Origin of the sequence: Streptomyces sp. NPDC051211 (assembly GCF_040689505.1) — a bacterium.
Taxonomy (GTDB): Bacteria; Actinomycetota; Actinomycetes; order Streptomycetales; family Streptomycetaceae; genus Streptomyces.
Genome location: NZ_JBFBAV010000029.1, coordinates 23135 through 36635 on the forward strand (window position 1 = coordinate 23135; position 13501 = coordinate 36635).

General features: G+C 71.8%; 12 protein-coding genes. 4 read left to right on the forward strand and 8 right to left on the reverse strand.

The genetic code is table 11. The annotated features are described in order from the left end of the window. Positions 1–247: 247 nt before the first annotated feature. Positions 248–1387 (reverse strand): molecular chaperone DnaJ, encoded by a 1140-nt coding sequence (gene dnaJ / locus AB0447_RS24980; protein WP_366478977.1) that lies wholly within the window; start codon positions 1385–1387, stop codon positions 248–250. After that, a complete protein-coding gene (hrcA, locus tag AB0447_RS24985; RefSeq protein ID WP_366478978.1) occupies positions 1388–2404 on the reverse strand; it encodes a heat-inducible transcriptional repressor HrcA in 1017 nt (338 codons plus the stop codon). It lies immediately after the preceding gene. A gap of 175 nt (positions 2405–2579) precedes the next feature. Here hrcA and AB0447_RS24990 point away from each other — a divergent pair, with 175 nt between their 5' ends. Together AB0447_RS24990 and AB0447_RS24995 are read left to right on the forward strand one after the other, a co-directional pair. Continuing rightward, positions 2580–3311: an MBL fold metallo-hydrolase gene (locus AB0447_RS24990; protein WP_366478980.1), complete on the forward strand. Its 732-nt coding sequence runs from the start codon at positions 2580–2582 to the stop codon at positions 3309–3311. 31 nt (positions 3312–3342) lie between these two features. Next, positions 3343–4170, forward strand: a complete 828-nt coding sequence (locus AB0447_RS24995) for a DUF3097 domain-containing protein (RefSeq protein WP_366478981.1) — start codon at positions 3343–3345, stop codon at positions 4168–4170. A gap of 574 nt (positions 4171–4744) precedes the next feature. Here AB0447_RS24995 and hemW read toward each other — a convergent pair. From hemW to lepA, 3 genes are all read right to left on the reverse strand, one after another. Further along, positions 4745–5977 carry a radical SAM family heme chaperone HemW gene (gene hemW, locus AB0447_RS25000; RefSeq protein WP_366478982.1) on the reverse strand — a complete coding sequence of 411 codons (1233 nt, stop codon included), beginning with the start codon at positions 5975–5977 and terminating at the stop codon, positions 4745–4747. A gap of 77 nt (positions 5978–6054) precedes the next feature. Beyond that, positions 6055–7944 carry an AMP-dependent synthetase/ligase gene (locus tag AB0447_RS25005; protein ID WP_366478984.1) on the reverse strand — a complete coding sequence of 630 codons (1890 nt, stop codon included), beginning with the start codon at positions 7942–7944 and terminating at the stop codon, positions 6055–6057. A gap of 178 nt (positions 7945–8122) precedes the next feature. Next, positions 8123–9988 carry a translation elongation factor 4 gene (gene lepA, locus AB0447_RS25010; protein ID WP_366478985.1) on the reverse strand — a complete coding sequence of 622 codons (1866 nt, stop codon included), beginning with the start codon at positions 9986–9988 and terminating at the stop codon, positions 8123–8125. Between the two features lie 189 nt (positions 9989–10177). Here lepA and rpsT point away from each other — a divergent pair, with 189 nt between their 5' ends. Next, entirely contained in the window at positions 10178–10438 is a 261-nt protein-coding gene (gene rpsT / locus AB0447_RS25015) for a 30S ribosomal protein S20 (RefSeq protein WP_366478986.1), read from the forward strand. Between the two features lie 173 nt (positions 10439–10611). Here rpsT and AB0447_RS25020 read toward each other — a convergent pair whose 3' ends face one another. Then, positions 10612–11205: a TetR/AcrR family transcriptional regulator gene (locus AB0447_RS25020; protein ID WP_366478987.1), complete on the reverse strand. Its 594-nt coding sequence runs from the start codon at positions 11203–11205 to the stop codon at positions 10612–10614. Positions 11206–11286: 81 nt separating this feature from the next. Then, the gene (holA, locus tag AB0447_RS25025) at positions 11287–12285 is read right to left on the reverse strand and encodes a DNA polymerase III subunit delta (protein ID WP_366478989.1); all 999 of its coding nucleotides are present in this window, start codon (positions 12283–12285) and stop codon (positions 11287–11289) included. Between the two features lie 38 nt (positions 12286–12323). Between holA and AB0447_RS25030 the strand changes: the two genes are divergently transcribed. Next, the gene (locus AB0447_RS25030; RefSeq protein ID WP_366478990.1) at positions 12324–12584 is read left to right on the forward strand and encodes a hypothetical protein; all 261 of its coding nucleotides are present in this window, start codon (positions 12324–12326) and stop codon (positions 12582–12584) included. Between the two features lie 72 nt (positions 12585–12656). Here AB0447_RS25030 and AB0447_RS25035 read toward each other — a convergent pair whose 3' ends face one another. Beyond that, complete coding sequence (locus tag AB0447_RS25035; RefSeq protein WP_366478991.1) at positions 12657–13460, reverse strand: YceI family protein; 804 nt, start codon at positions 13458–13460, stop codon at positions 12657–12659. Positions 13461–13501: the final 41 nt, after the last annotated feature.

Here is a 13501-nt window from a genome sequence, read left to right on the forward strand (position 1 = left end):
GCATCGTGCCATGTCCCCCGCAGCAGACCGAATCACACAATTCGCCTGGCATAGTCCGCTTGCGTCAACCGGCCAGCCCGGTACCGCGCCGCGCGTCAGCGGCCGGCAGGGGCCGCCGACGCACTCGGCGTCAGCGGCCGTTGAACGCGTCCTTCAGGCGGCTGAACAGCCCCTGCTGCCCCGGCTGACTGTGCCGACCCGGGGGCAACCCCCGGACCCCCGGCAGGGGCCGCCGACGCACTCGGCGTCAGCGGCCGTTGAACGCGTCCTTCAGGCGGCTGAACAGCCCCTGCTGCCCGGGCTGGAACTGGCCGGTGGGCCGTTCCTCGCCGCGCAGCTTCGCCAGCTGGCGCAGCAGGTCCTCCTGCTGCGGGTCCAGCTTGCTCGGGGTCGTCACCTCGACGTGGACGATCAGGTCGCCCCGCCCGTTGCCGCGCAGGTGCGTGACACCGCGGCCGTGCAGCGGGATCGACTGGCCGGACTGGGTGCCGGGCCGGATGTCGACCTCCTCCATGCCGTCCAGGGTCTCCAGCGGGCACTTGGTGCCCAGCGCTGCCGCGGTCATCGGGATGGTCACCGTGCAGTGCAGGTCGTCCCCGCGCCGCTGGAAGACCGGGTGCGGCAGCTCGTGGATCTCCACGTACAGGTCGCCGGCGGGGCCGCCGCCGGGGCCGACCTCGCCCTCGCCCGAGAGCTGGATGCGGGTGCCGTTCTCGACGCCCGCGGGGATCTTGACCGTCAGGTTGCGGCGGGAGCGGACCCGGCCGTCGCCCGCGCACTCCGGGCACGGGGTCGGGACCACGGTGCCGAAGCCCTGGCACTGCGGGCACGGCCGCGAGGTCATGACCTGGCCCAGGAAGGACCGGGTGACCTGGGAGACCTCACCGCGGCCGCGGCACATGTCGCAGGTCTGCGCCGAGGTGCCGGGTGCGGCGCCCTCACCGGAACAGGTCGTGCACACGATCGCCGTGTCGACCTGGATGTCCTTGGTCGTACCGAAGGCGGCCTCGTCCAGTTCCAGGTCGAGGCGGATCATCGCGTCCTGGCCGCGCCGGGTGCGCGAGCGCGGGCCGCGCTGGGAGGCCTGGCCGAAGAAGGCGTCCATGATGTCGGAGAAGTTGCCGAAGCCCCCGGCCCCGAAACCACCCGCGCCACCGCCGCCGCCGGAGGCGGACAGCGGGTCGCCGCCGAGGTCGTAGACCTGCTTCTTCTGCGGGTCCGACAGCACCTCGTACGCGGCGTTGATCTCCTTGAAACGCTCTTGCGTCTTGGGATCGGGGTTCACGTCCGGGTGCAGCTCGCGGGCGAGCTTGCGGAAGGCCTTCTTGATCTCGTCCTGAGATGCGTCGCGGCGCACGCCGAGTACGGCGTAGTAGTCCGTGGCCACTTACGACTCCGCCAGGATCTGTCCGACGTAACGTGCCACTGCGCGTACCGCTCCCATCGTTCCGGGGTAGTCCATGCGGGTCGGTCCGACCACGCCGAGTTTGGCGACTGCTTCGCCGCCCGAACCGTAGCCGACCGAGACGACCGACGTGGAGTTGAGTCCTTCGTAGGCGTTCTCGTGGCCGATGCGTACGGTCATCCCCGACTCGTTGGCCTCGCCCAGCAGTTTGAGGAGCACGACCTGCTCCTCGAGTGCTTCGAGCACGGGCCGGATGGTCAGGGGGAAGTCGTGTCCGAAGCGGGTGAGATTGGCGGTGCCGCCGATCATCAGCCGCTCCTCGGTCTCCTCGACCAGGGTTTCGAGGAGGGTGGCGAGGACCGTGGAGACCGTCGCCCGGTCCTCGGCCTCGAAGGATTCCGGCAGGTCCTGCACCAGCGGCGGCACGTCCGCGAAGCGGCGGCCGACGACCATGCCGTTGAGGCGGGCGCGCAGGTCGGTGAGGGAGGTCTCGCCGAACGGCGCGGGGCAGTCCACGATGCGCTGCTCGACCCGGCCGGTGTCGGTGATCAGTACGAGCATCAGCCGGGCGGGCGCGAGCGAGAGCAGCTCGACGTGGCGGACCGTGGAGCGGGTCAGCGACGGGTACTGCACGACGGCGACCTGCCGGGTCAGCTGGGCGAGCAGCCGCACCGTCCGGCCGACCACGTCGTCGAGGTCGACGGCGCCGTCGAGGAAGTTCTGGATGGCCCGGCGCTCGGGGGTCGACAGCGGCTTGACCCCGGCCAGCTTGTCGACGAAGAGCCGGTAGCCCTTGTCGGTGGGGATCCGGCCGGCGCTGGTGTGGGGCTGCGCGATGTAGCCCTCCTCCTCCAGCAGCGCCATGTCGTTGCGCACGGTCGCGGGCGAGACGCCGAGGGCGTGCCGCTCGGTGAGCGCCTTGGAGCCGACCGGCTCCTCCGTCCCGACATAGTCCTGGACGATGGCGCGCAGCACTTCGAGCCTGCGTTCACTGAGCATCGCGCGCCACCTCCAACGGTGAATCCGGTCTTCTGCGGTTCTTCTGCGGTCCCTGGTCCCCGGTCCCCCGGGTCCCGGCTGGCACTCACAGGGTTGGAGTGCCAGAGTCCCCCGGTCAGTGTACGGCGGGCAGGTACACCGGAGGCAAGGGAGCCCGCCACGGTAGCGTCGCTGCATGGACGTGCAATGGGAAGAGGCGGGCTGGGAGCGGCTGACCCGACGGGCCGGCCGGCGGCGGCTTCCGGTGTGGGACTGCACGGCAGGACTGGTGGTCGGGGACGATTCGGTGCTGCTGGTCGACCCCGGATCGTGCCTCCGGGAGGGCGCCGAGCTGCGGGCGCAGGCGGAGCGGCTGACCGGTCGGCGGGTGACCCATATCGCATTCACCCACGGACATTTCGATCATGTGCTGGGGGCGGCGGCGTTCGCGGGGGCCGAGGTCTACGGGGCGGTCGGGCTGGATGCGCTGCTGGGCTCGGCCGGGGGCCGTGAGGAACTCCGCTCGGACGCGGTGCGCCACGGACTGCCGGCCCAGGACGCGGCCGAATCGGCGGACCTGCTGGTCCCGCCCCGCCACCTGGTGTCGGGCGAGTGGACGCTGGACCTGGGCGGGGTGCAGGTGCTGCTGGCCAATGTGGGCCCCGGGCACACCCGGCACGACCTGGCGCTGTTCGTGCCGGGCGGCGAGGGGGAGGTGGTCTTCTGCGGGGACCTGGTCGAGGAGTCCGGGGAGCCCTCGGCGGGCCCGGACGCGATCCCGTCCCGGTGGCCGGACGCGCTGGACCGGCTGCTCTCCCTGGGCGGCGAGGACGCGCTGTACGTCCCCGGCCACGGAGCGGTGGTCTCCGCCGCCTTCGTCCGTGCGCAACGCGCCACACTGGCGGCCCGTTTCCGCGTGTCGCCTTGATGCGAGGGCGGTTGCCCCTACGCTCGTCCGAATGCGCGAGCACTCCCCCGACTACTCCCCCGATCTGACGCCTGCCTGGAAGCGCACGAAACCGGTGCCGGAGGTGGCCGCGGACCCCGATCTGGTCGTCGAGGTGGCGGGTACGGAGTTCTGCGGCGCGGTGGTGGCCTGCGAGGGCGGCACGGTGACCCTGGAGGACCGCTTCGGCAAGCGGCGCGTCTTCCCGCTGGAGCCGCGCGGCTTCCTGCTGGAGGGTGCGGTGGTCACCCTGGTCCGCCCGTCCCGCGCCGCCCGCCGGCCCGCGGCTCCGCTCCGTACGGCCTCGGGCTCGATCGCGGTCCCCGGGGCGCGGGCCCGGGTGGCCCGGGCGGGCCGGATCTACGTGGAGGGCCGCCACGACGCGGAGCTGGTGGAGAAGGTGTGGGGCGACGACCTGCGGATCGAGGGGGTCGTCGTGGAGTACCTGTCCGGGGTGGACGACCTTCCGGCGATCGTCGCCGAGTTCGCGCCGGCCGCCGATGCGCGGCTGGGCGTCCTGGTGGACCACCTGGTCCCGGGCTCGAAGGAGTCCCGTCTGGCGGCGCAGGTCGCGTCGTCCCCGGACGTCCTGGTGGTCGGCCACCCGTACGTGGACGTCTGGCAGGCGGTGAAACCGTCCTCCCTCGGCATCCGGGCCTGGCCGGTGGTCCCGCCGGGCCAGGACTGGAAGACGGGCGTCTGCCGCGCGCTGGGCTGGCCCCCGAACACGGGCGCGGCCTGGCAGCACATCCTGTCCCGCGTCACCTCGTACCGCGACCTGGAACCGGCCCTCCTGGGCCCCGTGGAACACCTCATCGACCACGTCACGTCCGCCCCCTGACCCCGCCCCCGGCAACGCCACCGGGCTGCTGCGCCCCCTTGCGCGGGCGCTGCCCCCAATCCCCCGCGCCTCAAACGCCGGCGGGGCTGAATGCCTGCGGCCACATGCGCCGCGGGGCTGGATGCCCTGCGGCCCACAGGTGCCGCGGGGCTGGATGCCCTGCGGCCCACAGGTGCCGGTCCGCGGCCCAGTGCCGCGCCGCTGCCGGGGGCCAGCCCCCGGATCCCCGCGCCTCAAACGCCGGCGGGGCTGGAATTGCCGCTACGCGGCAACCCAACCCCGCCGGGCGGTACCCCCCAGCCCCGCCGGCGTTTGAGGCGCGGGGTCTGGGGCGGAGCCCCAGTTCGGGAAGGGGCGGGTAGGGGAAAGGCTCCGCGCAGCGGCACCCCCGGCTACACCCCGCCCGGCCGCGCGCCCCCGCCGGGTGCCGGCACCGGTCGGCACCGGGCAGGCCGGGCCACCAGGCCGGGCGCTGCCGGGGGGACGGGCCGCAGGCCGGGGCTCAGGCGGGAGGCCCCAGGCGGGAGGCCTCAGGCCGGGGGCCTCAGGCGGGAGGCCTCAGGCGGGAGGGCGGTCAGTCGACCAGGTCGCGGACCACCGCGTCGGCCAGCAGCCTGCCCCGCAGCGTCAGAACGGCCCGCCCGGCCTCATAGGGCCCCGCCTCCAGCAGCCCGTCCGCCAGGGCGCGCCGAGAGGCCGCCAGACCGGCCGGCGCCAGGAGCGACAGCGGACACCCGTCCACCAGCCTCAGCTCCAGCAGGATCCGCTCGACCCGCCGGTCCTCCTCGGACAGGACCTCCCGCCCGGCCCCGGGCGACCGCCCCTCCGCCAGCGCGGCCGCATACGCGCCGGGGTGCTTGACGTTCCACCACCGCACCCCGCCCACGTGCGAGTGCGCCCCCGGCCCGGCCCCCCACCAGTCGGCGCCGCGCCAGTACAGCTCGTTGTGCAGGCAGCGCCCGGCCTCGGAGGTCGCCCAGTTGGAGACCTCGTACCAGGAGTACCCGGCCGCCGCGAACACCTCGTCCGCGATCAGGTACCGGTCCGCGTGCACGTCGTCGTCGGTCATCGGCACCTCGCCGCGCCGGATCCGGCGGGCCAGCTGGGTGCCCTCCTCGACGATCAGCGCGTACGCCGACACGTGGTCGGGGCCGGCCCCGATCGCCGCGTCCAGGGAGGCCCGCCAGTCCTCGTCGGACTCGCCGGGCGTGCCGTAGATCAGGTCCAGGTTGACGTGCTCGAAGCCCGCCGCCCGCGCCTCGGCCACGCACGCCTCGGGCCGGCCGGGGGTGTGGGTGCGGTCCAGCACCTTCAGGACGTGCTGCCTGGCGCTCTGCATGCCGAAGGAGATCCGGTTGAAGCCCCCGGCCCGCAGCTCCGCCAGATACTCCGGCGTCACCGATTCCGGATTGGCCTCGGTGGTCACCTCTGCGTCGGCCGCCAGCCCGAACTCGTCCCGGATCGCGCCGAGCATCCGTACGAGGTCCGCGGCGGCCAGCAGCGTGGGCGTGCCGCCGCCGACGAAGACGGTCCGGACCTCGCGCGGGTCGTCGCCGAGGACCTTCCGCGCCAGCCGGACCTCGTCGGTCAGGGTGTCGGCGTAGTTGTCCCGGGAGGCCAGCACCCCGCCGGAGCCGCGCAGCTCGGTGGCGGTGTAGGTGTTGAAGTCGCAGTACCCGCAGCGCGTGGCGCAGTACGGAACGTGCAGGTAGAACCCGAGCGGCCGGGCCGCCGCACCCTCCAGGGCGTGCGACGGCAGCGACCCGTCCTCGGGCATGGGCTGACCATCGGGCAGTGCGGAAGGCATGCACCCATTGTCCCGCACCGCCCGGGTCCGCCCGACCCGCCGAGGCCCGGTGGGGCTCGGCGGGGCCCGGTGGGGGCCTACGCCTCCCGGGAGCCCTCGTACATCTCCTCGATGAGGTGCTTGAACTCACGCTCGACGACCGGCCGCTTCAGCTTGAGGCTGGGGGTGAGGTCGCCGTGTTCGACGTCCAGGTCGCGGGGCAGGAGGCGGAACTTCTTGATGGTCTGCCAGCGCTGCAGGCCCTCGTTGAGGGTCTGGATGTACGTCTCGATCAGGCGGTTGGTCTCGGCGGCGGCGACGACCTCCGCGTACGACTTGCCCTCCAGGCCGTTCTCGGCGGCCCAGCCCAGGATGGCGGGGCCGTCCAGGGCGATCAGGGCGGAGCAGAAGTTCCGGTCGGCTCCGTGGACCACGATGTTGGAGACGTACGGGCAGATCGCCTTGAACTGGCCTTCGACCTCGGCGGGGGCGACGTACTTGCCGCCGGAGGTCTTGATCAGGTCCTTCTTGCGGTCGGTGATCCGGAGGTAGCCGTCGGCGGAGAGTTCGCCGATGTCGCCGGTGTGCAGCCAGCCGTCGGACTCCAGGACCTCGGCGGTCTTCTCGGGGAGGCCGTGGTAGCCCTCCATGATGCCCGGGCCGCGGAGCAGGATCTCGCCGTCGTCGGCGATGCGGACCTCGGTGCCGGGGAGCGGCTTGCCGACGGTGCCGGTGCGGTAGGCCTCGCCGGGGTTGACGAAGGAGGCCGCGCTGGACTCGGTGAGGCCGTAGCCCTCCAGGATGTGGATGCCGGCGCCGGAGAAGAAGAAGCCGATCTCGGGGGCGAGGCCGGCGGAGCCGGAGACGGCGGCGCGGAGGTTGCCGCCGAAGGCCTCGCGGAGCTTGGAGTAGACGAGCGCGTCGGCGATCTTGTGCTTGGTGGAGAGCGCGAAGGGGACGCTCGCCTTGCCGGTGCGGCGGAAGTTGTCCTGGCTGACCTTGGCGTACTGGCGGGCGACGTCGGCAGCCCACTGGAAGATCTTGTACTTGGCGCCGCCGGCGGCCCGGGCCTTGGCCACGACCCCGTTGTAGACCTTCTCGAAGATGCGCGGGACGGCCGCCATGTAGGTGGGCTGGACCACCGGCAGGTTCTCGATGATCTTGTCGATGCGGCCGTCGACGGCGGTGACGTGGCCGACTTCGATCTGGCCGGAGGTCAGCACCTTGCCGAAGACGTGGGCGAGCGGCAGCCACAGGTACTGGACGTCGTCCGCGCCGATCATGCCGGTGGCGACGGTGGCCTTGGCCATGTACGACCAGTTGTCGTGCGGCAGCCGTACGCCCTTGGGGCGGCCGGTGGTGCCGGAGGTGTAGATGAGGGTGGCGAGCTGGTCGGCGGTGATGGCCGAGATCCGGTCCTTGACCGCCGCGGGGTGCTTCGCGAGGTACTCCTTGCCGCGCGCCTCCAGGTCGGCGAGGGAGATCACCCAGCCCTCCGGGTCGCCTTCGGCGGGGACCGCGTCCGCGGTCTCGACGACGACCACGTGGGCGAGCTCGGGCAGGGCGGCGCGGTGCTCGCGGGCCTTGGCGAGCTGGGCGGCGTCCTCGGCGATCAGCACCCGGCTGGTCGAGTCGGCGAGGATGTAGGAGGACTCCTCGGCGTTGGTGCTGGGGTAGATCGTGGTGGTCGCGGCGCCGGCGCACATCACGCCGAGGTCGGTGAGGATCCACTCCACCCGCGTGTTGGAGGCGAGCGCGACCCGCTCCTCGGGCTGTACGCCGAGGTCGATCAGGCCGGCGGCGACGGCGAAGACGCGCTCCGCGGCCTGGCCCCAGCTGAGCGATTTCCACTCGTCGGGGCCCTGGCCGCCGGCGGCGGGCACGGGGTAGCGGTAGGCCTCGGCGTCCGGGGTGGCGGCGACACGCTCAAGGAAGAGGGCCGCCACGGTGGGCGGGCGGTTCTCGATCATCGTCTGTGTGTCGCTCACGACATCCTCCGGGCCAGGCGGCAGGGCTTGTGTAACTGGCGAGTAACCATCGAGCTGGAGATCAGGGTAGGGGTCGCCCGCCCGGCACGTAAGGGCTCGCGAGCTGCCGATTCATAACGAAACCGGCCCCCGTGCCTCAAGCACGGGGGCCGTTCCGCATGTCGGACGGTGGCCGAAGCTACTTCTTCTTCGCGCCGGACTCGTCGCTGGACAGCACCGCGATGAAGGCCTCCTGCGGGACCTCCACGGAACCGACCATCTTCATCCGCTTCTTGCCTTCCTTCTGCTTCTCCAGCAGCTTCCGCTTACGGGAGATGTCACCGCCGTAGCACTTGGCGAGGACGTCCTTGCGGATGGCGCGGATGGTTTCGCGGGCGATGACCCGCGAGCCGACGGCCGCCTGGATCGGCACCTCGAACGCCTGCCGCGGGATGAGCTCGCGCAGCTTGGCGACCAGGCGCACGCCGTAGGCGTAGGCGGCGTCCTTGTGCGTGACGGCGGAGAAGGCGTCGACCTTGTCGCCGTGCAGCAGGATGTCGACCTTGACCAGGCTGGAGGCCTGCTCGCCGGTGGGCTCGTAGTCGAGGGAGGCGTAGCCGCGGGTCTTGGACTTCAGCTGGTCGAAGAAGTCGAAGACGATCTCCGCGAGCGGGAGGGTGTAGCGGATCTCGACCCGGTCCTCGGAGAGGTAGTCCATGCCGAGGAGCGTGCCGCGGCGGGTCTGGCAGAGCTCCATGATCGCGCCGATGAACTCGGTGGGCGCGAGGACGGTGGCCCGTACGACCGGCTCGAACACGTCCGAGATCTTGCCCTCGGGGAACTCGCTCGGGTTGGTGACCGTGACTTCCTTGCCGTCCTCCATGACCACGCGGTAGACCACGTTGGGGGCGGTGGCGATCAGGTCGAGGCCGAATTCGCGCTCCAGGCGCTCACGGACCACGTCGAGGTGGAGCAGGCCGAGGAAGCCGACGCGGAAGCCGAAGCCGAGGGCGGCGGAGGTCTCCGGCTCGTAGACCAGGGCGGCGTCGTTGAGCTGCAGCTTGTCGAGGGCCTCGCGCAGGTCCGGGTAGTCCGAGCCGTCGAGCGGGTACAGGCCCGAGAAGACCATCGGCTTCGGGTCCTTGTAGCCGCCCAGGGCCTCGGTGGCGCCGTTGTGCAGGCTGGTGATGGTGTCACCGACCTTGGACTGACGGACGTCCTTCACGCCGGTGATGATGTAGCCCACCTCACCGACGCCGATGCCGTCGGCCGGGGTCATCTCCGGGGAGGAGACACCGATCTCGAGCAGCTCGTGGGTGGCTCCGGTGGACATCATCCGGATCCGCTCGCGCTTGTTGAGCTGGCCGTCGACCACTCGTACGTACGTCACCACGCCGCGGTACGAGTCGTAGACCGAGTCGAAGATCATGGCGCGGGCGGGGGCGTCCTTGACGCCGACCGGGGCCGGGACGGTGGCCACGACCTTGTCGAGCAGGGCGTCCACGCCGAGGCCCGTCTTGGCGGAGACCCGCAGGACGTCGTCGGGGTCGCAGCCGACCAGGTTCGCGAGTTCCTCGGCGAACTTCTCCGGCTGGGCGGCCGGCAGGTCGATCTTGTTCAGGACGGGGACGATCGCGAGGTCGTTCTCCATCGCCAGGTAGAGGTTGGCGAGGGTCTGGGCCTCGATGCCCTGGGCGGCGTCCACCAGGAGGATCGTGCCCTCACAGGCCGCGAGCGACCGGGAGACCTCGTAGGTGAAGTCGACGTGACCGGGGGTGTCGATCATGTTGAGGATGTGCGTCTGGCCCTGGCTCTCACCCGAGGTGGGCGCCCAGGGCAGACGGACCGCCTGCGACTTGATCGTGATGCCGCGCTCACGCTCGATGTCCATGCGGTCGAGGTACTGGGCACGCATCTGCCGCTGGTCGACGACGCCCGTGAGCTGGAGCATCCGGTCGGCGAGGGTCGACTTGCCGTGGTCGATGTGCGCGATGATGCAGAAATTGCGGATCAGCGCCGGGTCGGTACGGCTCGGCTCGGGCACGTGGCTGGGGATGGCGGGCACGCAGTGTCCTGATTCTAGGGTCGCAGTCGGAACGTTACGCAGGCCCCCATCGTCCCATGACCGGGCGACTGTGCTCGGTTTGGGCCGCCCAAAGGGCTGCTGGTACTGTGGACAGCTGTGTCTCGCATGCCCTCTCAGCAGTCGAGACGCAATCCGAAGAAAAACCTCTGAACCTGAAAAGGCTCTTTCGTGGCGAACATCAAGTCCCAGATCAAGCGGAACAAGACCAACGAGAAGGCTCGCCTTCGCAACAAGTCGGTCAAGTCCGAGCTGCGCACCTTCATCCGCAAGGCCAACGAGGCCATCGTCGCCGGTGACGCCGAGAAGGCCACTGCGGCTGCCCGTGTCGCTTCGCAGAAGCTGGACAAGGCTGTCTCGAAGGGTGTCATCCACAAGAACGCCGCCGCCAACAAGAAGTCGGCGCTGGCCTCCAAGGTTGCCGCTCTCTAAGACAGAGCACTCGATGTGATCGCCGGGACGGACTCAGCGGGCCCTCTCTTCCGCTCCTGACCGGCACCCCTGCGCCGCACGCGGCCTGCGTTCGCCACGCGGGTGCGGCGCACCAGATGTACAGCGAAGGCCCCGGCCACCGCCCTTCCCCAGGACGGCAGCCGGGGCCTTCGTCATGCCCGCTGCCCGGCTCCGGGCGGAGTGAGGGCGCCGAGGACGGTGGCGGTGAGCGTGTCCGCGGCGGCCTCGGCGGGCATCCGGCCGGCCTGCACCTCGGCGGCGGCCGCGTGGACGAGGCTGTAGACGACGGTCACCTGCCAGTCGGCGGGCTGGTCGGACCTGATCTCCGCGGACTCCCGGCCGCGCAGGACGAGGGAACGGACCGGGGCGAGCACCCGGTCGTGGCGCTCGCGCAGCACCTCGGGCGGGAGCACGCCGGAGACGGCGGCGAAGACCGCCGAATGCCGGTCCAGGAGCCGCCAGGAGCTGCGGACCAGGCGGGCGAGGGCGGTGACCGTGTCCTCGCCGGGCTGCTCGGCCTCGAGCACGGCGGCGGCCTCGGTGACGGCCCGTTCGAGGGCGGCGTCGAGGAGGGCCTCACGGGTCGGGAAGTGCGCGTACAGGGTGACGCGGCTGACGCCGGCGGCGCGGGCGATGGCCGTCATGCTCGCCTGCGGGTCGGCGAGGAAGCAGTCCAGACCGGCATCGATGATCGTGGCCGTGTTGCGCTCGGCGTCGGCGCGGCGGCGGGGGGTTCCGGTGACCATGCCCCAAAATTTAACAGCCGTGTTCGTATTCGAGCAGCGGCGGGGACGCCCCCGCGGGCGTCCCTCGCCGATCGGGCCGGATCAGTACGAGGGACGGCGGGGACGGGCCGCGCGGGCCACGGCCACGACCGCCTTTTCGAGGGCGTACTCGGGGTCGTCCCCGCCGCCCTTGACGCCCGCGTCCGCCTCGGCGATCGCCCGCAGCGCGACCGACACGCCGTCCGCCGACCAGCCCCGCATCTGCTGCCGGACCCGGTCGATCTTCCACGACGGCATGCCGAGGTCCCGCGCCAGGTCGCCCGGCCGGGCGCCGCGCGGGGCGGAGGCGAGCTTGCCGATCGCCCGGACGGCCTGGGCCAGCGCGCTGGTGACCAGGACGGGGGCCACGCCGGTCGACAGCGACCAGCGCAGTGCCTCCAGCGCCTCCGCCGCCCGGCCTTCGACGGCCCGGTCGGCGACCTCGAAGCTGGAGGCTTCGGCGCGGCCGGTGTAGTAGCGGCCGACCACGGCCTCGTCGATGGTCCCCTCGACGTCCGCGCACAGCTGGGTCACCGCGCTCGCGAGCTCGCGCAGGTCGCTGCCGATCGCGTCCACCAGGGTCTGGGAGGCCTCCGGGGTGGCCGAGCGGCCGAGCGCCCGGAACTCGCCGCGGACGAAGGCGAGGCGGTCGCCCGCCTTGGTCATCTTCGGGCAGGCGACCTCCCGGGCGCCCGCCTTCCTGGCCGCGTCCAGCAGTCCCTTGCCCTTCGCGCCGCCCGCATGCAGCAGGACGAGGGTGATCTCCTCGGCCGGCGCGTCGAGGTACGCCTTCACGTCCTTGATCGTGTCCGCGGACAGGTCGTGCGCATTGCGGACGATCACGACCTTGCGCTCGGCGAACAGGGAGGGACTGGTCAGCTCGGCGAGCGTGCCGGGCTGCAGCTGTTCCGGGGCGAGGTCGCGGACGTCGGTGTCGGCATCGGCGGCCCGGGCGGCCGTCACGACCTCCCGGACCGCGCGGTCGAGCAGCAGATCCTCCTGCCCCACCGCGAGGGTGAGCGGGGCGAGCGGATCGTCGGTGGAGTTCTTCCTGGTGGCCATCGGCTCCAGGATCCCACGGCCCGCTGACACTCCCCCGCATGCCCGAGAATGGTGCGGTGATTCTGCGACATGTACTGGTCCTGCCCGATCGCGACGCCGCCGAGGAGGTGGCCGCGGAGCTCACCGACCGCTTCGGTCTCGCCGAGGAGCCTCACCTGGTCCGTGATGCGCTCGCCGGTGAGGACGATGCCGAGGACGCCCAGTGGCTGGTGGTGGTCGAGGACCCGGACGGCCGCTACGACCCCGAGGCCCTCGACTCCCTCGCCGACGAGCACGAGGGCTGGCTGGAGGCCCCTTAGGGGGTGTCCGTCTCCTCCGGGTCCCGGCCGGCCGGCCCCTCGGCCCGAGGGGCCGGCCGACGCGGGCAGGACTCAGGCCTTGTGGACGATCTGGACGTCCAGTTCGACCTCGATGCTCGAGCCGATCGCCGCGATCCCGTGCGCCAGCATCGACTGCCAGTTCAGGGTGAAGTCCTCGCGGTGCAGTTCGGCGGTCGCCCGGCAGGCCGCACGCGGCTCGCCCTCCAAGCCGGTACCGAGGCCGAGGTACTGGGTGTCCAGGGTGACCGAGCGGCTGATGCCGTGCAGGGTGAGGGCTCCCGCGACCGCCCAGCGGCTGCCGCTGCGGTGGATGAACCGCTCGCTGTAGAACTCGACGGTCGGATGCCGGGCGGCGTCGAGGAAGTCCGCGGAGCGCAGGTGGTCGTCGCGCAGCCTGAGGCCGGTGTCGATGCTCGCCGCGTCGATGATCACGTGCATGGAGGAGTCCTCCATGCGGCCGGCTATCCGGACCGCCCCGGCAAAGGTGTTGAACCGGCCCCGGATCCGGGCCAGTCCGATGTGACGGGCCGTGAATCCGATGGAGGAATGACCCGGGTCGAGCTCCCAGTGGCCGGGCTGCGGCAGCAGCGGCGGCTCGACGGCCTCCAGGATGATCTCCCCGGTGCCCGGCTGGGTGCCCTCGCCGACCAGGGTCGCGCCGTGGAACGGGGCGTAGCCCTCGGCCGTCACGGACATCCGGTACTCGCCCTCCGGGACCGCCGCGGTGAATCCGCCGTACGGGTCGGTCTCCCCGCTGACGATCCGCCGCCCGATCGGGTCGGTGACCTCGAACCGGGCCTGCCGGACCGGCTGGTGGACCGTGTCGAGGACACGGCAGGAGAGCAGGCCCGCCATGGGCGGCAGGGTAAGTGTCGCGGATGTGGACTGACTGGTGT